The sequence below is a fragment of the Paenibacillus sp. FSL W8-1187 genome, assembly GCF_037965485.1.
Classification (GTDB): Bacteria; Bacillota; Bacilli; order Paenibacillales; family Paenibacillaceae; genus Paenibacillus_O; species Paenibacillus_O pasadenensis.
In genome coordinates this window covers 2,834,829-2,861,529 of sequence record NZ_CP150181.1, presented here as the reverse complement: position 1 = coordinate 2,861,529, position 26,701 = coordinate 2,834,829, and the positions used below count along the sequence as shown (strand labels likewise).

At 55.4% G+C, this 26,701-nt stretch carries 21 protein-coding genes, 1 pseudogene and 1 riboswitch; of the genes and pseudogenes, 12 read left to right on the top strand and 10 right to left on the bottom strand.

Features of this window, described 5'->3' with window-relative positions:
* Nucleotides 1-143 precede the first annotated feature (143 nt).
* The 5 genes from NYE40_RS12340 to NYE40_RS12320 all read right to left on the bottom strand — a co-directional run bounded on the left by NYE40_RS12340 (nt 144) and on the right by NYE40_RS12320 (nt 8,187).
* Nucleotides 144-3,113, bottom strand: coding sequence for a Tn3 family transposase (locus NYE40_RS12340; RefSeq protein ID WP_028598545.1), 2,970 nt, complete (start codon nt 3,111-3,113; stop codon nt 144-146).
* A 14-nt stretch (nt 3,114-3,127) separates the two neighbouring features.
* Complete coding sequence (locus tag NYE40_RS12335; protein WP_006211804.1) at nt 3,128-4,045, bottom strand: tyrosine-type recombinase/integrase; 918 nt, start codon at nt 4,043-4,045, stop codon at nt 3,128-3,130.
* 267 nt (nt 4,046-4,312) lie between these two features.
* Nucleotides 4,313-4,657, bottom strand: coding sequence for a hypothetical protein (locus NYE40_RS12330; RefSeq protein ID WP_006211803.1), 345 nt, complete (start codon nt 4,655-4,657; stop codon nt 4,313-4,315).
* 14 nt (nt 4,658-4,671) lie between these two features.
* Nucleotides 4,672-6,342: a hypothetical protein gene (locus NYE40_RS12325; protein WP_139787294.1), complete on the bottom strand. Its 1,671-nt coding sequence runs from the start codon at nt 6,340-6,342 to the stop codon at nt 4,672-4,674.
* A 528-nt stretch (nt 6,343-6,870) separates the two neighbouring features.
* Nucleotides 6,871-8,187: a hemolysin family protein gene (locus NYE40_RS12320; protein ID WP_339278517.1), complete on the bottom strand. Its 1,317-nt coding sequence runs from the start codon at nt 8,185-8,187 to the stop codon at nt 6,871-6,873.
* A gap of 338 nt (nt 8,188-8,525) precedes the next feature.
* Between NYE40_RS12320 and NYE40_RS12315 the strand changes: the two genes are divergently transcribed.
* From NYE40_RS12315 to NYE40_RS12265, 11 genes and pseudogenes are all read left to right on the top strand, one after another.
* Nucleotides 8,526-9,512, top strand: a complete 987-nt coding sequence (locus tag NYE40_RS12315; protein ID WP_339278516.1) for a cation diffusion facilitator family transporter — start codon at nt 8,526-8,528, stop codon at nt 9,510-9,512.
* Nucleotides 9,513-9,668: 156 nt separating this feature from the next.
* Nucleotides 9,669-11,168, top strand: a complete 1,500-nt coding sequence (locus NYE40_RS12310) for an FTR1 family protein (RefSeq protein ID WP_339278515.1) — start codon at nt 9,669-9,671, stop codon at nt 11,166-11,168.
* Nucleotides 11,169-11,206: 38 nt separating this feature from the next.
* Nucleotides 11,207-12,358 carry an iron uptake system protein EfeO gene (gene efeO / locus NYE40_RS12305; protein WP_339278513.1) on the top strand — a complete coding sequence of 384 codons (1,152 nt, stop codon included), beginning with the start codon at nt 11,207-11,209 and terminating at the stop codon, nt 12,356-12,358.
* A complete protein-coding gene (gene efeB, locus NYE40_RS12300) occupies nt 12,355-13,584 on the top strand; it encodes an iron uptake transporter deferrochelatase/peroxidase subunit (protein WP_028597748.1) in 1,230 nt (409 codons plus the stop codon). The genes efeO and efeB overlap by 4 nt, the downstream gene beginning before the upstream one ends.
* Nucleotides 13,585-13,728: 144 nt before the next feature.
* Nucleotides 13,729-14,922 carry an MFS transporter gene (locus tag NYE40_RS12295; protein WP_028597747.1) on the top strand — a complete coding sequence of 398 codons (1,194 nt, stop codon included), beginning with the start codon at nt 13,729-13,731 and terminating at the stop codon, nt 14,920-14,922.
* Between the two features lie 339 nt (nt 14,923-15,261).
* Nucleotides 15,262-15,966 (top strand): PadR family transcriptional regulator, encoded by a 705-nt coding sequence (locus NYE40_RS12290; protein ID WP_052332993.1) that lies wholly within the window; start codon nt 15,262-15,264, stop codon nt 15,964-15,966.
* Nucleotides 15,967-16,162: 196 nt separating this feature from the next.
* A complete protein-coding gene (locus NYE40_RS12285) occupies nt 16,163-18,421 on the top strand; it encodes an excinuclease ABC subunit UvrA (RefSeq protein WP_153783582.1) in 2,259 nt (752 codons plus the stop codon).
* 23 nt (nt 18,422-18,444) lie between these two features.
* On the top strand, nt 18,445-18,816 hold the full coding sequence (locus NYE40_RS12280) for an iron chaperone (RefSeq protein ID WP_028597745.1): 372 nt from the start codon (nt 18,445-18,447) through the stop codon (nt 18,814-18,816).
* A gap of 132 nt (nt 18,817-18,948) precedes the next feature.
* Nucleotides 18,949-19,065 (top strand): annotated as a pseudogene (locus NYE40_RS12275) (SRPBCC domain-containing protein); the annotation flags it as partial.
* Nucleotides 19,066-19,091: 26 nt separating this feature from the next.
* On the top strand, nt 19,092-19,226 hold the full coding sequence (locus NYE40_RS12270) for a hypothetical protein (RefSeq protein WP_255309706.1): 135 nt from the start codon (nt 19,092-19,094) through the stop codon (nt 19,224-19,226).
* A 115-nt stretch (nt 19,227-19,341) separates the two neighbouring features.
* Nucleotides 19,342-20,424: a glycoside hydrolase family 11 protein gene (locus NYE40_RS12265; RefSeq protein ID WP_028597744.1), complete on the top strand. Its 1,083-nt coding sequence runs from the start codon at nt 19,342-19,344 to the stop codon at nt 20,422-20,424.
* 203 nt (nt 20,425-20,627) lie between these two features.
* Here the strand turns inward: NYE40_RS12265 and NYE40_RS12260 are convergent, their stop codons facing one another.
* The gene (locus NYE40_RS12260; protein WP_028597743.1) at nt 20,628-21,317 is read right to left on the bottom strand and encodes a Crp/Fnr family transcriptional regulator; all 690 of its coding nucleotides are present in this window, start codon (nt 21,315-21,317) and stop codon (nt 20,628-20,630) included.
* 83 nt (nt 21,318-21,400) lie between these two features.
* Between NYE40_RS12260 and NYE40_RS12255 the strand changes: the two genes are divergently transcribed.
* Nucleotides 21,401-22,177, top strand: coding sequence for an HAD family hydrolase (locus NYE40_RS12255; protein ID WP_028597742.1), 777 nt, complete (start codon nt 21,401-21,403; stop codon nt 22,175-22,177).
* 152 nt (nt 22,178-22,329) lie between these two features.
* On the opposite strand, the gene NYE40_RS12250 is transcribed toward NYE40_RS12255, so the two are convergent.
* From NYE40_RS12250 to NYE40_RS12235, 4 genes are all read right to left on the bottom strand, one after another.
* Nucleotides 22,330-23,376, bottom strand: coding sequence for an aromatic ring-hydroxylating dioxygenase subunit alpha (locus NYE40_RS12250; RefSeq protein WP_028597741.1), 1,047 nt, complete (start codon nt 23,374-23,376; stop codon nt 22,330-22,332).
* A 103-nt stretch (nt 23,377-23,479) separates the two neighbouring features.
* Nucleotides 23,480-23,581, bottom strand: a riboswitch (purine riboswitch).
* Between the two features lie 1,068 nt (nt 23,582-24,649).
* The gene (locus NYE40_RS12245) at nt 24,650-25,078 is read right to left on the bottom strand and encodes an SRPBCC domain-containing protein (protein WP_028597739.1); all 429 of its coding nucleotides are present in this window, start codon (nt 25,076-25,078) and stop codon (nt 24,650-24,652) included.
* A gap of 90 nt (nt 25,079-25,168) precedes the next feature.
* Entirely contained in the window at nt 25,169-25,939 is a 771-nt protein-coding gene (locus NYE40_RS12240; RefSeq protein ID WP_028597738.1) for an ABC transporter permease, read from the bottom strand.
* Nucleotide 25,940: 1 nt separating this feature from the next.
* Entirely contained in the window at nt 25,941-26,699 is a 759-nt protein-coding gene (locus tag NYE40_RS12235; protein ID WP_028597737.1) for an ATP-binding cassette domain-containing protein, read from the bottom strand.
* Nucleotides 26,700-26,701: the final 2 nt, after the last annotated feature.

Here is a 26,701-nt window from a genome sequence, read left to right as displayed (position 1 = left end):
AGGGATTCACCTCCATCTTATCGATTGAAGGGGTACCGCCAACATTTTAACGATAATATACGCTAAGCCTTCGGATGTACCTGGCTTAGCGTTTTTTCTTACTCTAAGCCCAATAGTCCGGGCTACACCGCCCGGACTACCGATCACTCACCTTCCTGTTGTTTCAGCGGTCGTAATGAGTTGAGAGACGTATTCTGCTTGAAGTTGAATTTGTATTCACCTAGAAAATTGATGTGCTCCCATCCAAGGGGGGAAATGTGATTTAGCAGTTCTTCCTGAAGCTTACCTTGCTTTTTGCGGTGTTCAGTTGCCTGCTGGAGATAGACGGTATTCCAAACGCTAATTGCATTGATGATAATGTTCAACGCACTTGCCCGTTGGAGCTGATCTTGTAGCGCACGTTCCCGCAGTTCGCCATGTTTGCCGAAGAAGATCGCTCTGGCCAATGCGTTCATGGCTTCTCCTTTGTTCAACCCCCGATGGATTTTTCTCCGCAGCGCCTCGCTCGAAAGGTAATCCAGAATGAAGATCGTTTTCTCGATACGCCCCATTTCTCTCAGCGCGGTAGCCAAGCTGTTTTGTCTTGCATAGGAACCGATTTTCCCCATAATGAGTGATGCTGAAACGGTTCCTTCCCGGATGGAGTGAGCCAGCCGGAGTACATCGTCGTAGTTCTCTTGAATGATCTTTGTATTAATCTGTCCGCGAAGCAGCTTCTCCAATTTAGGGAAAATGGACGGTTTTCCGATAGCGTAGAGCTTGGAATCAGCCAAGTCGCGTAAGCGCGGCGCAAAGCGAAATCCAAGCAAATGCGTTAAACCAAAGACTTGATCGGTGTAACCGGCTGTATCCGTATAATGCTCCTCAATGGACAAGTCCGTTTCGTGGTGGAGCAAACCGTCGATGACGTGTACGGCATCCCGAGCGTTCGTATTGATGACTTTCGTATAGAACGTGGAAAACTGGTCGCTCACGAAGCGATATATCGTTGCTCCTTTTCCGGTCCCGTAGTGAGGATTCGCATCTGCGTGAAGAGACGATACACCGATCTGGACGCGCATTCCATCAGATGAGGAGGTAGTGCCATTCCCCCAATATGAAGGCAGCGCCAGCTTATGATGAAAATTGACAAGAACAGCTTGCGCTTTATTCATCGCGTCTTCGTACAGCCGCCATTGAGCTGTATTGGCCATTTGCCGATATGAAATGCTCGGCGTGGCTTCAGCCATCTTCGTAAGCCCGATGTTCGTTCCCATTGCCATAAGGGTAGCCATAAGGATTGTTGTTTCTTCCTCGTTCGGAGCGCGGTTACTGGAAGCGTGAATAAACTGCTCATGAAAATTCGTCCAGTTGGCTACTTCCATGAGCAGATCCGTAAGCTTAATTCGTGGTAGCAGCTCATAGAGGGAAAGACTGAAATTTCGGGATTCATCGGGAACATCTTTCTCCAATCGCTCAATGTGCAATTTCCCGTTCTCCAAATTTACTCCGTCCAGCTCATCGATGTGATCCGAAACCCAATTTAATCTTTGAAGAAGTGCTTCAATCCGTTCTTCAAGATATTCCTTTGCGGACAAACTGACGGCAAGCTTTGTAGCGTTAGGATCAATGCCATTCCAATCGGCTTTCGGAACAAGGTATTCCTCGAAATCCTTATGCTGACGGCTTCCGACTATGGACACGTCCCCGGAACGAACGTAATTCCGCAACTCTGTCAGGACAGCCATTTCGTAGTAATGCCGGTTGATCGTTCCGTCATCGTCGTAAACGTGCTTTTGCCAGCGGTTCGAAACGAAGTTCAGCGGCGCGCCTTCCGGAACCTTCCGCTTCCCGGTTTCATTCATATCCCGGATGATATCGACCGCCTTCATTAGCGGCTCTGCGGACTTAGTTGACCGAAATTCCAACGATTTTAGCAGCGTTGGCGTGTATTTTCGGAGCGCATAGAATTTCTTTTCTAACAAGTCCAAGTAGTCGTAATCAACTGGTCGCGCCAGCCGTTTAGCTTCCTCCACGGATGCGACGACCTGATCCCACGGCATGACGGCATCAAGAGCAACAAACGGATCAATGCCTTCGCTTCGGGCCTTAATAAGAGCGGCTCCAAGATCGGCAAAGTGAACAACCTTTTCGTTGATCGATTTACCGTTTTGCTTTTGAAGTTCCTCTTGGGCCTTTCTCCCTTTGGAAAGCAGTATCATAATCTGCCGGTCATGAATCTCGAAAGCCAGGTCTGTCAAATCCTGAATTAGTTCCAATAGGTACGCTACTAAAATCGCGTACTTTTTCGGATCATTAAAACGTCTGAAAGAATGAGGTTCGTAACGCGAACCGATTTTAGAAAGTTGACGTAGACGGTTCGGATGGATGCCTTTCGTATCGACTTGCAGCTGCAAGTCGCGTAAGTATTCGAGTTTTTCAATCACCTTCAAAAAAGAATCCGGAGAGCTAGTACCTGGAATTTCCCTTAACCATGCTAAGTAGGTTTTGCTACTTTCCGGCATGGTGGTTAAGACGCGATCCAGCTTAGCAATTTGTAATTCTGTCAGTGAACTGCTGAGCAGCTTGAATATTTTTTCTTCTGTTCGTTTGCGCGTTTCCCAAACGGCTCTTTCAATTGTAGCCATTGAAGGGAGAATGATTTTACGCTTACGTAAATCTTCGAGTGCGAGTTGAATCAGGTGTAAGGGATTGCCGTTTGCCATTGCATGGCTAAATAGATGCTTGCACAAAGAACGATATTCGCTCAAGGTGAATGTCTGGTAGCCATATTCTTTCCGGATCTCATCCAGATGCTCGTACTTCGTTGCTTCTCGGTCGCCGTAAGATGCAAAAGACTCCACATCGGCATTGATTTGCTTTGCAATATGACGAAGAATTTGAACCGGCACTTCTTTTGTATCAGAAAGTGTCCAGCCGAGATAACGAAGTACGCACAGCTGCACGGCAAAGCCGAGTCGATTATAATCTCTTCGCCGCTGCTGTATGATTTCAAGGTCATGCTGTGTAAATGTGAAATAAGTGCCCAATTCCCATTCGCCAAGATCAGGCGGTATCTGCAAATAATGCAGCCGTTCCTCCGGAGTTAGCAGTTCCCTTACTCTCGCGTACATCGTACTTCATCCCCCTATTGCCAAGCTATTTTTTCGACTTCCGCTTGCAGATCCGCACGGGTTGCCTTGACGTAAATCATCGTTGTGTCCAGACTATCGTGTCCCATAATTTGCGCCAAGCGGTGCAACGGCGTGTTTTCTGCCATCACATAGCCGAACCGGTGCCGTAGATCGTGGGCGCTCAATCCTTCGAGCCGGGCTGCTTTCATATATTTTTGAATTAAATGACGTAAAGCACGTTCGGTTAATCGATCGCCGGTCTTTTCAGATGGAAACAGAAAAGGACTGTGCGGAGGGAGTTCTGCCAGATATTTTTCTAAAGCAACTCTACACGTGGCGTTCAAAGGAACTTCCCTCTGTTTATTTCGTTTTCCGGATCGGACCGTAAGCTGACCACTACGTTTACCGATTTGAATATCTCCGGGAGCCAAGTCACACACTTCCATGCTTCGTAAGCCCGTGTGAAACATCACGATTAGAATCGTCTGATCCCGAAGAGAACCGCCATGCTCGGCCGCAGCAACCAAAGCAGCTTCTTCTTTGTCTGTCATCTGTCTGGGGCTTACCTTTTCTTCCGGAACCAATTTAACCGGCTTCGAAGGGTCGCGGCGAATCCTGGATTCTGACACGGCCCATTCAAAAAAACGTTTCAGGGTAATAAGCCGCCGGTTAATGGTCGCCGGTTTCAATTCCATTATTTTTTGTGCTGCTTCCCTATATCGCGTTAATGTTGGAGTAGCCACATCTTCAATTCGAAATATAATCTCTTCCTCTTGGTGGTAGGCGGTCTCAAACCAGCCGATGAAATGTTTTAGGTCGCTTGCATACTCTTTTAGTGTTTTGGGATTCAAATCTTCGTGGGTGGTGAGAGCGTGAATGAAGTCCTGAATCGTCTGATCGCCCTGTTCCGAAATCCCCGGTGTTTCTCTCATTAGCAAAGCCTCCAAATCTTGTCTTACATTAGCGGACATGATATTCTTATTTTAACCGAAACATTAGCGGACATCAAGTGTATGCTTTGAAAACACCAAATGACCGCTAATCTTAATTAGCGGTCATTTAATATTAGGAGATCATTCCTTCATGATGGTTCGTAGAGACGATTTGCGCAACCGAGGAAACACTCGTGCAGCAAATGAATCGGCAACGAATCGCGCTATAGGAATCGTTTCTGCGCGATACTTCACGAAGCATATTTTTTATTTTAATATCAATTCGATGATGTTGCTTGTTTTGCCACCGGATGACGAACTTTTTTGACGCATTGTCATCCTCCCTGCACCTGCCATTTCCACGAGAATTTGCCCGATGGCGTTTGTGGTATCAATCACCATGTTTTTGATTGCTTTAGGTTCCAGCGTCACCCCGTTGTCGATGGCTGTGCCATCGATCACACTTGGCAATACATTGCCGTTTGCACTGTCTTTGACGACCATGTTAATATTTTTTTCTTCGTCGCTGCCATTGTTGATCGCCACCGAAAGTGTGGTTTCTCCGTTTTTGCGAGACATCGTGAACGTGGTTTTTGAACTGTTTTCAAGCATGGGTAAACGCCTCCTTAAGCGATTGAATTATTTTGGTTTAACATATCAAAAATGCGCTGTTGTTTATTTTTTTCATCATCGAGCAGTTTGGAAATAATCCCTTCCAAATTCGTCGTCCCCGACGTGCCGCAGGTACAGCCGCTTGTTGATCCGCTAGAAGGCTGACAGTTACAGCAGGTACGGCATTTGCAAAACAAAAGCAATAAGGCTAAAAGCACGGAATTGTCGCTAATTTGAATTTGATTGCCAACGGTGAAGTTGTTGCCATTGGAGACGGTGTTTGCCGAGTTGTTTGCCGAGCTCGCTAACCCGTTTGCCGTGCTCACTAAGGCGCTGTTGTAGTCAAAGGTGTTGTTGGATTCACTGGTATTCGTGGATTCGTTGGTGGCGCAGCTGGTGGAGTTTAACGTGCTGTTGGCGGTGCTTGCGTTGTCGTTCGTTGAAGAGTTGTCAGCATTGGAGGTATTGGTGGTAGTATTATCGCCTGTCGACGCTGTTGCTGTAGGCGTAGAGGTGTTATCACCTGTGGTGGCAGTGGCACTGGTTGTGGATGAATTATCGCCAGTGGTTGAGGAACTGTCACCTGCACTCGATGTAGCATCTGTATCCGATGAGTTTGTTGCAGGACCACTTGTTGTGGTTGACGTATTATCACCATTCGTTGATGTGCTATCACCTGAGCTGCTGGTGGCGTCCGTATCCGATGAGTTGGCCGCAGGACCACTACTTGTGGTGGAGGTATTATCTCCATTGGTGGAGGTACTATCACCCGATGACGAAGTGCTGGTGGCGTCTGATGCGTTGTTCGAGCCGCTAGTTGAGGTTAATGTATCGGTCACGGTAGCCGAACTATCATTATCACTGTTGTTGGTTGCACCACTGGTGGAATTAACCGTTTCGTTAATGGTAGAGTCACTATCGGTATTAGAGGTATTGTTCGAGCCGCTTGTGCTTGTTAATGTGTCATTGACAGTAGCCGAACTATCATTATCACTGTTGTTGGTTGCACCACTGGTGGAATTAACCGTTTCGTTAATGGTAGAGTCACTATCGGTATTAGAGGTATTGTTCGAGCCGCTTGTGCTTGTTAATGTGTCATTGACAGTAGCCGAACTATCATTATCACTGGTGTTGGTTGCACCACTGGTGGAATTAACCGTTTCGTTAATGGTAGAGTCACTATCGGTATTAGAGGTATTGTTCGAGCCGCTTGTGCTTGTTAATGTGTCATTGACAGTAGCCGAACTATCGTTATCACTGGTGTTGGTTGCACCACTGGTGGAATTAACCGTTTCGTTAATGGTAGAGTCACTATCGGTATTAGTGGCGTTCGTTGCCGTACTTTGGTTATCGACTTTTTCGAAAATTTTCGAGTCGCTGTCGCTTTCCGAATGATTTTTAGCGCCACTTTCGCTTGTAAGTTGATCGTTAATGGTGGATCCGCTGTCGTTATCATTTGTGCTTGTGGCATTACTAATGGCATGAGCTTGGTTTTTAGCAAGGTTTTTAGCAAGGTTTTTAGCAAGGCTTTTGGCAATCGCCTTGTCGATCGCCTTGGCTAAGGAAATCGTCACTTTGACAGGCGGCTTGCGGTGTTTGTGTTTTTTACGATGACAGCTACACGCTGTTTGCTGGGAAGATTTTTTTTTGCAGGTTGTTTTTCTTTTTCTAAATTCCTTTGTCATTACTTCTATCCTCTCCTTTGATGGGGGTAGTTGACTACCCTTTAGTATATTTGCCTGCTATTAACTCGGAAACGGCGAATCTACCTATAAATTTTTGTCCATCTATCAAATACACAGAAAATGGGCAAAAAAAGACCTTGTCTCGCTCTCGGCAAGACAAGGTAAGGTCCATGACAAAGGAGGTGTAGCTACCCTATGTTTGATATATGCAGGAGGACGGGTTTTCGCTCCCCTTGCCCTGGACAGTCAACCGGGGTATTGCCAACAAAACGCGGAAAGCGTACGCTAAGAAACCTTGAAATTTATTAGCCTCAATCTATCCAAATGATTCCATCCAAAAGAAGCAAACCCTCCCTACTTTGCAAGGGCTAGGGGGATTACCAAGAATATAAAAGAGAAAAGAATCGGAAATAAGATCAACCTCAAATAGTCGGTGATTCCTTAAGTATAAGAAACGTTGGCTTTTTTATATAGAAAAATCCTTAGAGTATATTTTCGTCAAAATGTTGGATGGACCCCTTGAAAGACTTATTCGGCTTCGGTGCGGGCAGGCAGCTGCAGCTTGACGCGCGTGATGCGGAACGGATCGGTCTCGGCGACCGTCCAGACGGCGCCGGCCTTTTCGATCCGGTCGCCGACGGCCGGAGCTTCTCCGGCATGCAGCCGGATCCAGCCGCCGATCGTATCGACGTCTTCCTGCTCCTCGAAACGCAGGCCGAACTCCTGCTCGAGCTCGTCGAGCAGCACGAGTCCGCTCACTTCGTATTCCGCGTCCCCAAGGGAGCGGATGTCGGCGATCTCGTCGGCGTCGAACTCGTCGCGGATCTCGCCGACGAGCTCCTCGAGGATGTCCTCCATCGTCAGGATGCCGGAGGTGCCGCCGTACTCGTCGATGACGACGGCCATATGGATGCGCTCCTGCTGCATTCGTTTCATCGCCTCCTGCAGAGGCGTCACTTCAAGCACGGACGGGACGTCCCGCAGGAAAGCCTGCAGCTCGAGCGGGCGTCCGGCGACGATATGCGGCAGCATGCGCTTCACGTTCACGACGCCGAGGATGCGGTCGCGGTTGCCTCCCTCGACGACGGGATAGCGGGTGTAGTTCGATTCGTCGAGCAGGCGGATGATCGCTTCGGCCTCCATGCCGCTGTCGATCGCGACGATCGACGTGCGGGGCACCATGACGTCCTTGGCGGTGCGCTCGTCGAACGAGAACACATTGTCCAGGTAATCGAGCTGCTCGGCGCGGATCTCGCCGCCTTCCGAGCTTTGGGCGAGGACGAGTCGGAGCTCCTCCTCCGTATAAGCCTGCTCATGTCCCGCGGGCCGGATGCCCACGCTGCGCAGCAGCAGGCGGGAGGTGCCGTTCAAGGCCCAGATGAGCGGGTACATCAGCTTGCCGAACCAATAAAGCGGGCCGGCGAGCAGCAGCGTCATTTTTTCGGAAAATTGGATCGCGAGCGTCTTCGGCGCCATTTCGCCGACGACGACGTGCAGGAACGTCACGAGCATGAACGCGATCGCATACGAAGCGGCGGACGCGGCGGATGCCGACAGGTCCAGCCAGTTGAACACCGGCATAAGCAGACTCTCGACGGCGGGCTTGCCGATCGCGCCGAGTCCGAGCGCGGTGACGGTGATGCCGAGCTGGCAGGCGGACAGATAGTAGTCCAGATCGGCTGCCACTTTTTTGGCGATCGGCGCCTTCGGATGGCCTTCCGCGATCAGCTGGTCGAGGCGGGACATCCGGATTTTGACGACGGCGAATTCCGAGCCGACAAAAAAGGCGGTAGCAACGATCAATAGGGCCAGAATCAATAGGTTGACGGCGGTCACAGCATCCACGTTCTTTCCCTCATGGGCGAGGGATTCACCTCCCATTCAAATGAAAAGCAGCGGCATGCGGCTTGGACAGGCCCGCGCCTGTCGGCTGCAGCCAAGACGTTCTACGAACGAGGGCCGCCTTCTGTTCCCATCTTTTCGAAGCGTTCACATTCTGTTCAAACCTTCGCCGGGATGCGGCTACTATGTCCATGTTCGGGATGGTTTAACCGCTGGTGAAGCCAGGATGTTCCAAACCGGCCGATCCGGGTTAAAATCTTCTGTGACAATTTTATGAACCCGATCGGGCCAAGCCGGCGTATAATCGCTCAGTCTGAAAATTTTGGGAGGTAAAGGAAACGATGAGCAGCTCTGCGGAACAGCCTGGCTTCTGGCAGCTAGTCAAAAAAGGGAATACCTCGTCGGGCACGGCGGCGGTCGGCAATACCGGCCTGGCGATCGTAAAAGGAATCGCGGCCGCGACGACGGGAAGCGGAGCGATGTTCGCCTCGATGATGCACTCGATCGCCGATGCGATCAACCAGGCGTTCGTCTTCGGAGGCAGCGTGCTCGCGGAGAAAAGCCCGACCAAGCGGTTCCCGACCGGCTTCGGACGGGTGATCAATATTTTCTGCATGATCGCCGTGCTCGTCGTGACGATCATGGCGTACGAGACGATCCACGAGGGCTTTCATTTATTGAAGCATCCGTCGGAGTCGAGCGGCTTCTGGCTCAATGTCGGCGTGCTGCTGCTCTCGCTCGCGGTCGATCTGTTCGTGCTGATCAAGGCGATGAAGGAAATTACGCATGAAGCGAGGGTGGAGGCGAAAGGAATGGGCGTCGTGTCCGCGGCGTTCCGCAACGTCGGCCGCGCCGCGCCGCCGACGCGCCTCGTGTTCTACGAGGACCTCGTCGCCACGACGGGCGCCCTGCTCGCGCTCATCGCGGTCGTCGTCACCTCGCTGACGAGCTTCGCCCTGCTCGACGGCATCTCCTCGATCCTGATCGGCTTCCTCATGGTCGGCGTCGCCTTCCGCGTCGGCTACGACAACATGGTCGGCCTGATCGGCGTCGCCGCGCCGAAAGACGTGGAGGAGCGGGTCGCCGCGATCATCGTCGCCGATCCGCAGGTGACGGACATCTTCCAGCTGCGGATCATTCAGGAAGGCCGCTATTATCATGTCGACGGCACGATCGAGCTCGTCTCCGGCCTGTCGCTCGCGGACGCGGACGACATCAAGTACCGGGTGCGCGACAGCTTGCTGGCCGATGCCAACATCGTCGACGTCAATCTCGGCATCGTCGAGGACGACGGCGTGAAGCGCTGGCAGCCGGCGACGGAAAACTGATGCAGTGATGCGGCACGAACCGGCTTCCCCTATCGGGAGGCCGGTTTTTTCGTTCTCGAAAACCGGACTTGATATTTCTAATTGACAATCAACTATTCACAACTATAAGATTTAACTGTCAAATGATAATGGTTATCAATGAAAGAGGGGGACGCAATGGACCGAAGCGATGAAGCAAGCCGTCCGCGTCGCTTCTCCATGCTTCTGGCGCTGACTCTTGTGCTAGGCCTGTGCGCCATCTTGACTGCGGCAAGCGCTGCGGCAAGCGCTGCGGCTGCGGCGACAAGCACGCAAGCAGGAGCCGCGGCCATCGCGGATCGGCTGTACGACAAGCTGCAGCTGCAAGATGAAGCGGGGGCGCAGAGTGCGGCGAAGGAGCTCAAAAAATGGTGGTCCGGCCATAAGGCAGGCGTGAAGTCGGAGTCCCTCGATCTGGCGCTCGAGATCGACCGGCAGATCGCGGCCTTGTCGCTGGCGCTGCTCGGCAACGAAGCGGAGAAGGCGGCCGACGCCGCGTCCTCGCTGCGCTTCTCCCTGCATGCCTACGAAGATGGCGCTTATGCGCAAGGCAGCTCCGGCATGACGCTCTCGCGCTATTCCACGCAGCTGCTGGAGGCGAAGGCGCTGGCGGATCGTCAGCAATGGGCCGAGGCTTCGCGGCTCGTCAAGCGTCTGCAGCAGGAGTGGCTGTCGGTGGAAGGCGATGTCGTCGGCAAGTCCGCAGCCGTCTATCATGACGCCGAGCGGGATCTCGTGCTGGCGGACGCCTATCTGACGAACGAGAAGCAACGACCGCTCGCCTCGGAGGTGCTCGGCCGGATGGCGCAGTCGCTCGCTCCGCTCGCCGATGCCGGCTTCACATGGCTCGACGCGGCGCTCATTCCGTTTCGGGAGGGGATGGAGGCGGTGCTCGTCATCGGAGCGCTCGGCATCGCGGCCGACCGCTCCTCCGCTAGACGCCCCAAGCGATGGATCGCTGCCGGCACTGCGGTTGGACTGCTCGTCAGCATCGGAGCCGCCGCAGCCATCGCCATCTGGCTGACGAGCGCCGTCGCCGGCACGAGCAGCATGCTGCTGAACGGCTGGACCGGCCTGCTGTCAAGCGTCATGCTCCTGTATGTCAGCTACTGGCTCCATCGGCAAGCCGACATCCGGCGGCGCGGCGCGCGGCTGCGGACGCGAGCCGACCGGACAAGCTCGGCGGGCAGCGGGATCGGCTTCGCGGCGCTCGCCTTCCTGGCGGTCGCCAGAGAGGGCGTCGAGACGGCGATCTTCCTCATCGGGCTCGCCGGGAAGCTTTCGCTGCCGATGCTGCTGGCAGGCCTCGCGGCAGGCTTGGCGATGCTCGCGGCGGTCGCCGGAGCGATCAAGCTGGCAGGGACGAGACTGCCGCTGCGGCCTCTGTTTTTGGCCTCGAGCGCGGTCGTGTTCTACCTATGCTTCAAATTCCTCGGCTCCGGCATCCACAGCCTCCAGATGGCAGGCATGTTGCCGCTTGCCTCAGACAGCCGGCTTCCGGAGCTGGCGTCAATCAGCCTGTATCCGTCCTGGACCAGCACCTGGCCGCAGCTTGCGCTTGTCATTGCGGCGCTCGTCGCGCTTGCGCTTCGGCCTCTTCGGCGCGCGCGATCGACGGCCAAGCAGATGTTGTCCTAATCGCAAACGAACAATACGACTCAAAGGAGAATTGCTGCATGTCTACTCATTCCCGTACTTGGGCCGCTCTCTGCTTGGGCGGCCTGCTGCTGATGTCCGCCTGCTCCGGCAATGGGGGCAAGAACGAAGCCGGCGGAGCGGACGAACCGCTCGACTCGATTAAGAGCAGCACCGCCAAGCTGAAGATCGAGACCGGAAAGCTGCAAAAGGCGATCGACGACCGAAATGCGGACGAAACGAAGCGGCTCGGCAAGGAAATCAACGATCAGTGGCTTTCCTACGAAAATGCGGTTCGCCAGACGTTCCCGCTGGAGTACACGGAGGTGGAGAAATATGAAATGCCGGTCTTCTCGGCCTCCGCCTACGACAAGATCGACTTCGGCGAGCTCGGCCAGTCGGCGCGCAGCCTGATGCAGGCGCTGGACCGCCTGGAACGGGCGGAGCCGTCGAAAGCGACCTCCTCGGAGCTGCTCGTTCAGGCGGTTGCCGGCTACGAGACGTTCGTCAAGGAGCAGGCGGATGCTCTAGCCGCAGCGACCGCCATTTTCACGGAGGCAGTCAAGTCCGGCGACATGGAGCGGGCAAAGGCAGAGTACGTCAAGGCACGCGTCTATTTCGAGACGATCGAGCCGGTGGCCGAAAGCTTCGGCGATCTCGATCCGCGCATCGACGCCAGGCTGGCCGATGTCGAGGACGAGAGCGAATGGACCGGCTACCACCGGATCGAGAAAGCGCTCTGGGCCGACGGCTCGCTAGACGGCATGAGCGTCTACGCCGATCAGCTCGTCGCCGATACGAAGGAGCTCGCAGAAAAAGTGAAGGCGATCAAGCTGGACGCCAAGACGATGGTCGCCGGCTCCATCGAGCTGATCAACGAAGCCGCCACCTCGAAAATAACCGGCGAGGAGGAGATCTACTCGAAGACCGATCTCGTCGATCTGGCCGCAAACGTCAACGGATCGAAGACGGTCTATCTGGCGATCATCCCTGCGCTCAACGAGCATGATCCGGAGCTGGCCTCGAGGCTCGACGCTCAGTTCCAGGACATGGAAGCTCTGCTCCTCTCGCATCGGGAAGGCGACGGCTACATCGCCTACGACAAGCTGTCGACCGAGCAGATCCGCGCGATCAGCGACAAGCTGAGCGGCTTGTCCGACTCCATGACGCAGACGGCGGGCCTGCTCGGATGACCGGCGACCGACAGCCGCTGTCGCGCCGCGACTTCCTCAAGCTGTCGGCCGTCGCGGGTGCGGCGCTGGCGATCGGCGGCGGGGGAGCGGGCGCGGTTTTGGGAGCGATCGGCAGGGGCGCGGCTTCCGGCACCGCCGGAGCGGACGAGCCGCTTCCTTTCTATGGCGAGCATCAGTCCGGCATCGTCACGCCCCAGCAAAGCTTTCTCGTGCTGGCTGCGTTTCGCGTCGTCGCCAGCCGAAGGGAGGAGCTGTCGCGGATGCTGCGGGAGTGGACGAAGTTCGCCTCGCAGCGGACGGCAGGACGATGGCGTCAGGACAGCGGCAACGATCAGCTGCCTCCCGTAGATACCGGGGAAGCTTTCGATCTGGATCTGGCCCGGCTGACGCTGACGTTCGGCTTCGGACCGACTTTGTTCCTTCAAGGCGGAAAGGACCGCTTCGGCCTCGACTCCCGCAGGCCCGCCGAGCTAGAACCGATCCCGTCCATGCCCGGCGATCACCTCGATCCGGCATTCGAGGCCGGCGACATTGTCGTCCAGGCTTGCGCCGACGACCCGCAGGTCGCTTTCCATGCTGTACGCAATCTCATCCGCCTCGCTTCCGGCACGGCCACGCTCGTCTGGATCGAGGAGGGCTTCCTGCGCTCTCCGTCCGGAGGCGGCACGCCGCGCAACCTGTTCGGCTTCAAGGACGGCACGGCGAACCGGCTGCATGACAGCGAGGAAGGGCGGCGCCAGGTCGTGTGGGCCGGAGCGGGGGAGCCGGCATGGATGCAGGGAGGGACGTACTTGGCTTACCGCAAAATCCGCATGCTGCTGGAGGTATGGGATCGCAGCTCGCTGCAGGCGCAGCAGGATACGTTCGGCCGCTTCAAGGCGTCCGGCGCCGCCTATGGAAGCACGGACGAATTCGATCCACCGCAGTCCGACCGGCTGCCTCCCGACTCCCATGTCGCGCTTGCGAAGCAGTCCGGGCAGCTCATCCATCGACGCGCATTCTCCTACGCCGGAGCAGTCGATCCTCGAACCGGGCAGCTTGACGCCGGGCTGCTCTTTCTCAGCTACCAGCAAAGCCCGCGCCGGCAGTTCGTGCCGATGCTGCGCCTCATGCAGTCGCGGGACCGCTTGAACGAGTACACGCAGCATACCGCATCGGCGCTGTTCGCAATTCCAGGCGGCATCCGGGAGGGGCGGTATATCGGACAGGCGCTGCTGGAGGGCTGATGTACGCGTCCGGTGCAGCCGTTTCCGCACGAGCGGAAACGGCTTTTTTGCGCGCATCGGCAAAAAACGCTTGATCAAACCGGGCGGGAAGGTCCAAACTGAAAAAAGCTTCACGATCCTATGCCGACAGGAGAACAACGCATCATGGCTACCTTTTTTCTACTCATCATCTATCTCGCGTTCATCAGCCTCGGCCTGCCGGACTCGCTGCTCGGCGCCGCCTGGCCGGCGATGCACGGTCCGCTCGGGGCGCCGCTCGGAGCGGCGGGCCTGCTGTCCATGACGATTACGGTCGGCACGATCCTCTCGAGCCTGGCGACGGGCCGGCTCATCGGCCGCTTCGGCACAGGCGCTGTCACGCTGGTCAGCGTCGCGATGACGGCGCTCGCGCTGCTCGGCTTCGCCTTTTCGCCCGGCTGGGGCTGGCTGGCGCTGTTCGCAATACCGCTCGGACTCGGGGCAGGCGCGGTCGACGCCGGCCTGAACCACTATGTCGCCGCCAACTACGCCGCGCGCCATATGAGCTGGCTGCACAGCTTCTGGGGCGTCGGCGCCACGCTTGGCCCGGTCATCATGGCGCAGGCGATCCAGGGCGGCGATTGGCGCGACGGATACGCCCATGTCGCGTACCTGCAGCTTGGTCTCGTCGCCGTGCTGCTCGCCTCGCTGCCGCTTTGGAAAAAAGTCGCCCGTTCCCGACAGGGGGAAGGCGCCGACGAAGCCAGCGACTTGACCGTATCGTCCGGAGCGGCCGTGAAGCCGATCCGCCTGCCCGGCGTCAAGCTCGCGCTCGGCTCGTTCCTGTTCTACTGCGGGGTGGAGGCGACGCTCGGCCTATGGGGCAGCAGCTATCTCGTCGGCACGAAAGGCTTCGCCTCGGACGAGGCGGCCAAATGGATTTCCTTCTATTATGGGGGCATTACCGTCGGCCGCTTCCTGACCGGCTTCCTGACGGTGCGGATCAGCAACCGCTCGCTCATCCGCGGCGGCCAGGCGCTCGCCCTCGTCGGCACGCTGCTGCTGCTCGCGCCGCTGCCGCCGGTCTTTTCGCTCGCCGGCTTCATCGTCATCGGCCTCGGCCTCGCGCCGATCTTCCCGTGCATGCTGCACGAGACGCCGGCTCGCTTCGGCTCGGGACCGGCGCAGACGATCATCGGCTACCAGATGGCCGTCGCCTACACGGGCAGCACGCTGCTGCCGCCGCTGTTCGGCCTGATCGCCGGCACGTTCGCAGTCAGCCTGCTGCCGGCCTACCTGCTGCTCTCCGCGGCGGCGATGTGGCTCTGCTCGGAGCGGCTGAACGCTCGGCTCGCGATGAAGGCTGCCGGACGGACCTGATTAAAATCAAACTCTACCTTGCCTCATGGAAAAGTTTCAGGCCACAATGGTCATCCCGGATGTATTCGGTCCCAGAGCCGAAGGGAATACGGTATTGAGGAAAATTCTTCATCGGTAAAAGCCCAGGTCACTCAAAAGCAATAGAATCTCATTGGATATGCGAAAAAGCTCGGCCGCCTCGGCAAGGTCATCAAGTTAAGCTTGACTCGATGACCTTGCCGCCCTGGCCGGGCTTTTTCGTATCGGCGGGACAGAAGGCTGACCGCGATCGCTTGACACAATGCGATATATCGTATTAAACTGAGGTTGTTACGATATATCGTATTGGAGGCGATTTGGATGCGACATGAGCATGGCAGGCATGGCTGGCATCGTGGCCGCTTCGGCGGCAAGGATCACGGCGGGCGGGCCTGGCATCACCGCGGCCATCCGTTCCATCCGCATGGAGGCGGCTTCGGCGGCGGACGGGGCGAGGGCAAGCGGCGCTTCTTCGAGCGGGGCGAGTTCAAGTTTGCGTTGCTGGAGCTGCTGAAGACCGGGCCGAAGCACGGCTACCAGCTGATCAAGGAGATGGAGGAGCGCACCGGCGGGCTGTACAGCCCAAGCGCCGGCTCGATCTATCCGAACCTGCAGCTGCTCGAGGACATGCAGCTGGCAGGCTATACCGATGCGGACGGCAAGAAGCTGTACCACATCACGGAGCAGGGCGAGGCCGCGCTTCGCGAGAGAAGCGGCGGCGAGGAATCGCGCGAGGGCGAAGGCTGGAGCTACCGTGGACGCGGCGGCCGGGAATTCGAGCATCGGGAGCGGCATGAACCGAGGCGCGGCAAGCTGGCGCTGAGGGAGCTCATGGGCGAGCATCCGGCGGTCATCCAGAAGCTGGCGGCGTTGAACCAAAGCGCCCGCCTGCAGCCGGAATCGGCCTCGACCGCCGAATTCCGGGCGCTCATGGAGCGGCTCGAGCGGGAGCTGGACGGCTTGCTGGAGCCGGCATCGAAGCCGGCGCCGAAGGCCGGCGACGGCTCGGACGCCGATCCTGCCTGAAGGCCGGCTGCCTGCGGGCCAGCCAAGCTCAAGAAGACCAGATCCGGCGAAGCCCTCGGCTCCGCCGGATTTTTTATGCGGATGCAAGCCGGCGCTTGCGCTCGGTTCGATTCGGACGGCTTCCCTCGATGCCGCTGCGATGGTAGGATAAGGGGTGATGCCTCAGCTACCATTCCCGATTGAAAGGCGGTCATGCATGAACAGTCCGAGCCAGGAGCATATCCTCATCTCAGGCGCGCGCGAAAACAACCTCAAGAACGTCACGCTCAGCATTCCCAAACGAAAGATCACCATTTTCACCGGGGTATCCGGCTCCGGCAAGTCCTCGATCGTTTTCGATACGATCGCCTCCGAGTCCCAGCGCTTGCTGAACGAGAACTTCAGCATGTTCGTGCGCAACTTCCTTCCGAAGTACCCTCAACCCGACGCCGATGATATTCAAAATCTAAGCATGGCGGTCATCGTCGACCAGAAGCGGCTCGGCGGCGGCTCCCACTCCACGCTGGGCACGATCACCGACATCTCGCCGATCGTCCGGCTGCTGTTCTCGCGGATCGGACAGCCTCATGTCGGACCGGTCAACCGGTTCTCGTTCAACGATCCGCAAGGCATGTGTCCCGAATGCAGCGGTCTCGGCCGCAAGCTCGGCGTCGATATGGACAAGGCGGTCGACATGTCGAAATCGCTGAAGGAAGGCGCCATCCAACTGCCCGACTACGCCGTCGACAGCTGGGAGTGGTCGATGCTGCTGCAATACGGCTCGTTCGACCCCGACAAAAAGCTGGACGACTACGAGCCGGAGGAGCTGGACCAGCTGCTGTACGGCAAGGCCAAGAAGGTCGAGGTGCAGTTCGGCGGCAAGACGATGAATTTGACCGTGGAAGGCTTCATCGAGAAATTCACCAACAAGTACATCAAGCGCGACATCAAGACAATGTCCGAGCGCACGCAGCGCGCGGTGACTCCGTATATCGCGGAAGGTCCCTGCTCCGGCTGCCGCGGCGCCAGGCTGAATGCGGCTGCGCTCGCCTGCCGGATCAACGGGCTGAACATCGCCGAGATGTCCGCGATGGAAGCGAGCCGGCTCATCCGCGTCGTGCGGGAGATCGACGACCCTGCCGCCGCGCCCGTCGTGCGAGCGCTGGCGGAGCGCCTGCAGCATCTGACGGACATCGGACTCGGCTACTTGACGCTCGACCGCGAGACGGACACGCTGTCCGGCGGCGAGTCGCAGCGCGTCAAGATGGTGAAGCATCTGAGCGGCAGCCTGGTGGATGTGACGTATATATTCGACGAGCCGAGCGTCGGCCTGCATCCGCGCGACGTGCATCGGCTGAACGAGCTGCTGCGCAAGCTGCGCGACAAAGGCAATACCGTCCTCGTCGTCGAGCATGATCCCGACGTGATCCGGATCGCCGACCATATCGTCGATGTCGGCCCTCACGCGGGCAGCCGAGGCGGCAGCATCGTCTACGAGGGCAGCTATGACGGCCTCCTGGAATCGGGCACGCTCACCGGCCGGTTCATGAAGCGGCCGCTCCGGCTGAAGCAGGACGTCCGCAAGCCGTCGGGCGCGCTGCCTGTGCGCCAGGCGTCGCTTCATAATTTGAAAAACGTGAGCGTCGACATTCCCGCCGGCGTGCTGACGGTCGTCACAGGCGTCGCCGGCTCCGGCAAGAGCACGCTCATCCATGACGTCTTTCTCCGGCAGCATGAGGATGCGATCGTCATCGACCAGTCGGCGGTCGGCGTGTCCACCCGCTCGAATCCGGCGACGTATACGGGCATCATGGACGATGTCCGCAAGGCGTTCGCTTCCGCGAACAAGGTCAGCCCGGGCTTGTTCAGCTTCAACTCCAAAGGCGCCTGCGAGAACTGTCAGGGCCTCGGCGTCGTGTATGCGGATCTCGCCTACCTCGACAGCGTGAAGCTGCCTTGCGAGGCATGCGGCGGCAAGCGGTTCAAGGAAGAAGTGCTCGGCTACAAGCTTGACGGCAAGTCGATCGCCGACGTGCTGGAGATGACCGTGGAGCAGGCGCTGGCGTTTTTCCAGCTGAAGGAGGTCGTGCGGAAGCTGCGGGCCATGAGCGACGTCGGGCTTGGCTACATCACGCTCGGTCAGCCGCTCAGCACGCTCTCCGGCGGCGAATGCCAGCGGATCAAGCTGGCGAGCGAGCTGCATAAGAAAGGCAGCATCTATGTGATGGACGAGCCGACGACGGGACTGCACATGTCCGATATCGGGCATCTGCTGGACATCATGAATCGGCTTGTCGATGCCGGCAATACGGTCATCGTCATCGAGCACAACCTCGACGTGATCAGCCAGGCGGACTGGATCGTCGACATGGGGCCGGACGGAGGCAGCATGGGCGGGGAGGTCGTATTCGAAGGACCGCCTGCCGCGATGGTTCGGGAGGAACGGTCGATCACCGGGAAGTATTTGCAAGGATGAAGGAGCGGAGGGAGGAGAACGGATTGGAAGCATTCGAGGCCTATATCGCGGGGATCGACCGGCCGGACCATCGGGAGCAGATGGAGGAGGCGCTGGCCTGGGTGGCGGCAACGTTCCCGCAGCTGCAGCCGAAGATCGCCTGGAACCAGCCGATGTTCACCGATCATGAGACGTTCATCATCGGGTTCAGCGCATCCAAGCAGCATCTGGCTGTCGCTCCCGAGGAGGCGGCCATGAATCGCTTCCTGGAGGAGATCGTCGAGTCCAAGCATGATCATACGAAGGGCTTGATCCGCTTCAAGTGGGGCCGCCCGGTCGATTATCCGCTGCTGGAACGGATCATCGCCTTCAACATCGAGGACAAGGCCGACTGCACGACGTTCTGGCGCAAATAAAGCGCAGGCGGCCCTTCTGCCGCTCCATGAAAATCCCTTGAAAAAGGGATTTTTTTAATTGACTGGACTCCAAACGGTGCCCCACACTCAAACCGGCACCTAAAGGTGTCTAATTGAGGGGGCGGATTGGGAATGAGCCTGTCGTTATCCATGCATTTCTCCTTTAAGACCACGATGGAAAAGCTGTGGTCCGCTGTCACCGATTCGAGCAAGCTCGCCCGCTGGATTTCGGAAAACGACTTTCATCCAAGCCCTGCGGCAGAGGAAGTCGGCCCATGAGCTATTTCAAGGATTTCCTTTCCGTCTTCCGCAAGAGCGATTCGTCGAACGGATTTTTCTGGAAAAAGACTAAACTTTTTGGGGTAAAAGCTAAACTTAATCGGGTGCCGGGCGAAAGAAGGCTCTGCTAAAATCATTTATGCAACCGCTTACAATAAATCGAACGGAAAGGGCGTGATCGAATTTTCGCTGTGGACGGACAGCGAACCGGACGGAGGCACCCCAATTTCAAAGGAGGAAGATCGAATGAAACGCGGAAAGACCAAGGTATTCCTGACGCTGCTGCTCTCCCTGGCGCTCGCGCTGCCCGCAAGCATCGCCCATGCGGCGACGACCATCACGTCCAACCAGACCGGAACGCAGGACGGCTACGACTACGAGCTGTGGAAGGACTCCGGCACGACGAGCATGACGCTGAACAGCGGCGGCACGTTCAGCGCCCAGTGGAGCGGCATCAACAACGCCTTGTTCCGCAAAGGCAAAAAGTTCGACTCGACCAAGACGCACGGCCAGCTCGGCAACATCTCCATCAACTACAACGCGACGTTCAATCCCGGCGGCAACTCCTATCTGTGCGTCTACGGCTGGACGAAGGATCCGCTCGTCGAGTACTACATTGTCGACAACTGGGGGACTTACCGCCCGACGGGCACGTTCAAGGGAACGATCTCGGTCGACGGCGGGACCTACGACATCTATGAGACGACGCGCGTGAACCAGCCGTCGATCATCGGCACGGCGACGTTCAAGCAGTACTGGAGCGTACGCCAGTCGAAGCGCTCAGGAGGCACGATCTCGGTCAGCGAGCATTTCAAGAAATGGGAAAGCCTCGGCATGACGATGGGCAAGATGTACGAAGTCGCGCTGACCGTCGAAGGCTACCAGAGCAGCGGCAGCGCCAACGTGACAAGCCATACGCTGACGATCGGCGGCAGCGGCGGAGGCGGGGGCGGAGGCACGCCGGGAACCGCCACGAAGGTGGAGGCCGAGGCGATGACCAAGGGCGGCCAGTACGCGTCGAACATCAGCTCGCCGTTCAACGGCGTCGCGCTGTATGCCAACAACGATCTGGTGAAGTATACGCAGAACTTTACGACCGGCACGCACAGCTTCTCGCTGAGAGGCGCTTCGAGCAACTCGACGATGGCGCGGGTCGACCTGAAGATCGGCGGCGTCACGAAGGGCACGTTCTACTTCGGCGACAGCAATCCCGCGGTCTACACGATCTCGAACGTCAGCCACGGCACGGGCAATCAGGAGATCCAGCTCGTGTGCACGTCGGATAACGGAACCTGGGACGTCTACCTCGATTATCTGGAGATCCAGTAGGAAGGGAGCTCGCGACCAGCGACGGTTGAAGCGGAGCTGAATGCACAGCCCGCTGCCGAGCCTGGTCGTCATGCCGAACGGATGCGAAACATAAAGGAGCCCAAGCCGGTTGCGGCTTGGGCTCTTTTATGCGGCGGATGCTTTTTTGAAGAGTCAGCTCGCGCTAGGATTCCAAAGGTGTTCATGATCGTCGACATCGCCGATTAGTGATAACGCAATCCCCCCGTTATTTCATCTAATTTATCCCAGTCGTTTACAAGAAATCCGTTCCGCTTTTTGATCAGGACCCCGGAGTCGGACAGCTTTTGAATGGTACGGTTTAAATGCCGAGTCGTAGTGCCTATAACAGAAGAGATTTCCGCAATATTCTCCGTTTGAATTTCTTTGCCAAATTCGTTTGGATCTCGCGTGGTCAATAGATAAATGGCCAAACGTTCTTCAACGGAAGAGAGCAGGTTTATTCTGGAGGCGGATGTGCAAGTCTGGAGTTTATAAGTCAGGTGCTTCAACAATTCGTTTAAAAATCGATAATCCTGCAACAGCTTATTCTCCACGGTAGCCTTATCAATAAATAGGAAACGAGAGTCCTCTACCGCTAAGACCTGAGACTGGATATCTACTTTTTGGATAAGCTCAATGTCGCCGAAGACGGAAACAGGATGACAAAAGCGAAGCAAGAGCGATTTTCCGTTCTCGACGCTTGTCGTCACCTTAGCCTGACCCTCCAGCAGCAGGTAAAGGCCCTCCAGTTCATCTCCTTCATGCAGGACAACTTCATTTTGCCTATAGGAGCGAAGCTGAAGAGGGATTGAATTCAGTTCTGAAAACATGGTGTCTAACTCGAAGCGAGCGATAAACTCAAGTATTTCGTTAAGCTCATAGGAGACTTTCATTCGTATCCTCCAATTCAGACATCGGTCCTTTTCATTTTAAACCATTTTGTTACGATTAGAAAAACCGAGGGAGGATATTTTAGATGAAATTCGTATTTGACTTGGATGGAACAATTTGCTTTAAAGGAAATCCGTTAAGCGACCCGATCATCAAGGCCTTGGATCGGATAGCGATGGAAGGCCATGAGGTCATTTTTGCTTCCGCCAGACCTATCCGCGATCTGCTGCCTATACTGCCCGTTCACTTGCATCATGCTCCGATGATAGGAGGGAATGGCGGCTTCGTATATAAAGGCGGCAAGCCTGTCTCTTCAATTCAATTAGAGGCGTCCATAGGCAAACGAATCATCGATTTACTTATGGAGTATGAAGCAGCCTATTTAATGGACAGCTTATGGGATTATTCCTATACCGGAGATCCCGAACATCCCATACGCAAAAATTTGGATCCGGAAATTCGTGCAAAAAACGTCCGATTCGATGAATTAAAAGAGATCGTCAAAGTTGTTGTCTTAAGCAGTAAAGATTCAGTCAAACTGATAAATGAACTAGAGAAGCTGCCGATCAGAATGTATACCCACGGAACGGAAGATATCATCGACATAAGTCCTGACGGCATTGACAAGTGGGTTGGACTTCAAGCGCTAGGGCTTAAACCAGGCGAATACATCGCATTTGGGAACGACATCAATGATATTCCCATGTTCCAATACGCTCATCATTCGATTTGTGTAGGAGATCACGCGGCGCTAAGGGAAATGGCAAGCGAGAGCATAAGGGGAGAAGAAACGGCGGTCGTTAGAAAAATAGATGAGATCGCTGTTGATTTACGGAGTGGAAATAATCGTTTCAAGCGTTGAACAGCAAAGAGGCACCTATGGAGTGCCTCTTTGCTTAATGTGATCGGAATTTCAGCTTGCTTGTTCCAGCATTTCTCGATTATGGCTTCACGTCCGCAATAGAGATGGGACTCTTTATGGTGCATTGGATTTTTGCGGTGGTAATGACTCCTTTAGGAGGTATAGCTGCGTCCTAATCCAAGATCTGTAAGCAGTTGTCGGTAGGCAATCGACGTCCGATCGGCGGGGATATGAGCTTCTGCCAATAGATCTAGAGGAAGATCCTCCGGAGTCTGCAGCTCGACCATATCGGCATCCTCTTGGAATACCTGCAAGTTAAACTTGATGGTATCCTCCGCCGGCACGCTCTTATCGAAGTTTCTCGAGATCGGGCTGAAGAGTCTCGTGTATCTTGCCGAGACGGGGGAGGCGCAGTTCAAAATCATCAGCTTGCCGTCGAAGGGGAAGTGAACCGTCAGCGAAGCGGCAAACGGAGCGAACACTCGGAACGCGCGCAGCCACATGAATCCCTCGGGAGCTGGATTCTCTTGACCCTTGCCATAATTGCTGACGGTGCTCCAATAATCCGCAAGGAGAGTATGGCCGTCTCTCGTCACTTTGTATTGCGGCACCTCCGTATTATTTCGATCCCCGAACGTCTCCGTATGAACAAAGGCGAAGTGGGAGACGTCCAGGAAGCCTTCCATTTGACGTCCCGCGGAGCCGGCAATATCGAAGCTAGGAGGCAGTACATTAATGTAGTCAGGATCCTCCCAGCCGGGGAAGTCGGGAATATTCACTTCCGTCCCGGCAATAGACGTCCAGATCAGGCCGTATTTTTCGATGGAAGGATACGTAATAAGCTTGAGCTTGGGCGATATTTTCCCATCGGGATGGGCGGGGACGGAGGTGCACACGCCTTCGCAGTTGTAACGGAAGCCATGGTAAGGGCATACGATCTCCTCATTTTCAACCCATCCTTTGCTAAGCGGGGCACCGCGATGAAAGCACATGTCGCGTGCGACGACCACTTGACCATGGCTGCGATAGCACACCAGTTTGACGTCAAGCAGCTTGACCGCGACGGGCTTATCTTTGATTTCTTCCGCGATCGCGACGGGATACCAATACTTGGCCAGCACCTGCCAATCGGTGGGGGAGAACGTGCAATCGCGAGGAAGTTGGACTTGCGTGTCGTCTACGCCGTTGGAAAGGGTCATTTAGAACACTCCTTACTGGAATTGGAATTAACGCAATAAAGCCCCAAGCTTAAGAGGCGCGAGATAAGGATTCCGTCGCGTCCCGATAATGAACGGAGACAGAATCTATCTGGCGGCCTCTTGTAGCCTGGGGCAATTACGGTTGCCTGGTCGAGACGCTCACTCCGATTAATGAGCTTATACAAGAATTTGTGTGATGTATTATGACATGGTTTATTTGATTCCGATTATAAACCGTCGACTTTAAATCGTCAATGTCATTTATGATAACGTTGGGAGTCATAATTCAACTTACATACATATGTACAAAATACTATACAATTAACGGAGACTGCCGGCGAACGATTGGCAGTTTTTTGTGTTAATGATCAGAATAGCTATACTTAATTTTTCTGCCAAAATTAGGGACTGTATTTGATATAATCATATAGAACAACAAGGAGGTTTTCTAATGGTTGATGTTTTTTCCGTAGCTGACATTATTGTAAAACATATTAAGACCCATTTACCTCAAGATATTGCTATTGTCGGATACTAAGGATCATATTTACAGGGTCGAGCGACTGAACGATCGGATTTGGATTTCTTTTTCATTCCGGCCACGGCCAAAGGAAGAGAAGTGGAGTGTCAGTTTATTATCGACGGTATAAGTTTTGATTTCTGGCCAATCGCATGGGATCGTGCTGAAAGAATGGCAAGATCTGAGGAGTGGAGCACGACGATTATTGCAGACTGTGAGCTGTTATATGTTCGATCAGAAGATGATCTTGCGAGGTTCATGGGGCTCCGTGAGATAATATCCAACATGGGCAGTGAGTCCAAAGCAGCTGACTTAATCAGCAAAGCCGAATCCGTATTAAAGGATTGCCTCATCAACTTGGCTAAAATGCGGCTTACCCAAGCCTCCAAGGACTTGGTCTATTGTCGAACTCAGGCTCAAGAGATCGCGGCAAACATTTTTAAGTCGCTTGGCTTCTTGAACCAAAGTTAGAGAATCACCTCAAAGCAGAAGGTGTATCATTAAACCAGTTTGACTCTGTTGCTGAATTCGAGACTTATTACGAAAGTAAAGTCTAGACAAGAAGTCTTGATGCACAGAGCCTTGAGTCTTCATACTGACATCTGTACAAAATACGAGTTTTGTGAAGATGTATAGAAAGAAAAACGGCTCTCATCGATTGAGCCGCCGTTTTTGAACCGTATCATCCATCCCGTATCAGGACGTCTTTTCATCTAACGTTATGAGCATCGTCACGATTCAACGCTCTCGAGCTTAGAACTTTCGTTTATGATACGGAAGCCCTTCGCCTTCTTCGCAGTACTGCTTGAGGCTGTACAAAAAGATGGCCCAGTTATAGTTGCAGGAGCGATAAAATGCGGTGACTTCCTTCCAGTCCATCTGACGAAGGACAATGGAAGTCCGCCCGTTTTTTTCCGACAGCTCAAAAGATATCGTCGTCCCGATCCATTCTGGATCCGAATCCACGCAATGCCACAAAATCTTCTTATCGGCGACAAGCTCGTCGATCCTCATCTTCGTCAGGCCTTCGCCGCCGAATCGGAACTCATGGATGAGGCCGACCTGATCGTGGACGACGAGTTCATTCGTCCATATTTCGGAAAGTCCTTTTGCAGTCGTCAAAGCTTCATAAACCGTCGATGCTGGAACATTCACCGTCTGCAAGTGCTCGATATTGGCCATAGCGCTCCATCCCCTTCGTAATCAAGATTTCAGGTGCCTACGAATAGTCTACTATGTTGCGGCTGGATGGATTTCTTCTCGATTGCTCTTTTAAGCGACAATCCGATTATAAGCGCGCACCGCAAAGAAATAAGCGACGAGCATGATCCCCAGGCACCATGCCAAAGCGACCCAAATCTCCGTGCCGACCGGCTGATTCGACAGCAGCGATCGGATCGTTTCCACGATCGAGGTCACCGGCTGGTTTTCGGCAAAGACCCGCACGATAAGCGGCATCGAATCCGTCGGCACAAAGGCGGAGCTGATGAACGGGAGGAAAATCAAGGGGTACGAAAACGCGCTTGCTCCTTCCATCGTTTTGCCCGTCAGTCCGGCGATCGCCGCGATCCACGTCAAGGCCAAGGTGAACAAGACGAGGATGCCGGCTACGGCGAGCCAAGACAGGACTCCTGCTGACGAGCGGAAGCCCATCAGAAGCGCGACGAGAATGATGACGACGATCGAGATGACGTTGGAGACGACCGACGTCAGGACATGACCCCATAGGACGGTGGAACGGGCGATCGGCATCGAGTGAAACCGCTCCATGATGCCCCTCTGCTTGTCGATGAACAAGCGGTAAGCGACGTAAGCGACTCCGCTGGCGATGGCCATGAGCAGAATGCCCGGCAGCAGGTAGTTCACATAATTGCCCGTGCCCGTTTCGATCGCGCCGCCGAATACATAGACAAACAACAGCATCATCGCGATCGGCGTAATGCAAACCGTCAACATGGTATCCATGCTGCGGAAAATATGGCGCATGGACCGCCCCAGCATGACGCTCATGTCGCGGAAGAAATACGTTTTGGCCTCTCCCATGTTACACGACCTCCTTCTTGCCGATGATGGCAAGGAATATTTCCTCTAAAGTCGGCTGCTTCTCTACATACTCCACCTTGGCTTGCGGGAAAAGGCTTTTCAGCTCCGCCAGCGTGCCGTTGGCGATGATGCGGCCCTCATGCAAAATGGCGATCCGGTCGGCAAGCTGCTCGGCTTCCTCCAAATACTGCGTCGTCAGGAATACCGTCGCGCCGCTGCCGGCGAGCTCCTTGACGATCTTCCATACCTCGATGCGCGCTTCCGGATCAAGCCCGGTCGTCGGCTCGTCGAGAAAAATGACCTGCGGCTGCCCGACCAGGCTCAAGGCGATGTCGAGCCTGCGGCGCATGCCGCCCGAATACGTCGATGGCTTGCGGTCGGCCGCGTCCGTCAAGCCGAAGCGCTTCAGCAAGCCGTCCGCGACTTGACGCGGTTGATCCAGATGCCGCAGCTTCGCCATCAGGATCAGATTTTCCCGCCCGGTCAAAATCTCATCCACAGCGGCAAACTGGCCGGTCAGGCTGATCGCATGCCGGACCTTCCCGGGCTGCGTCGCGACATCAAATCCGCCGACCTCAGCGGCTCCTCCGTCCGGCTTGAGCAGCGTGGCGAGAATTCGGACAATCGTCGTCTTGCCCGCGCCGTTGGAGCCGAGCAAAGCGAAAATCTCGCCTGGCCGCACTTCGAAATGGACGCCCTTGAGCACTTCCGTGTTCTTGAACGACTTTTGCAGTCCGGTTACCTTTATGGCGTTCTTCATTT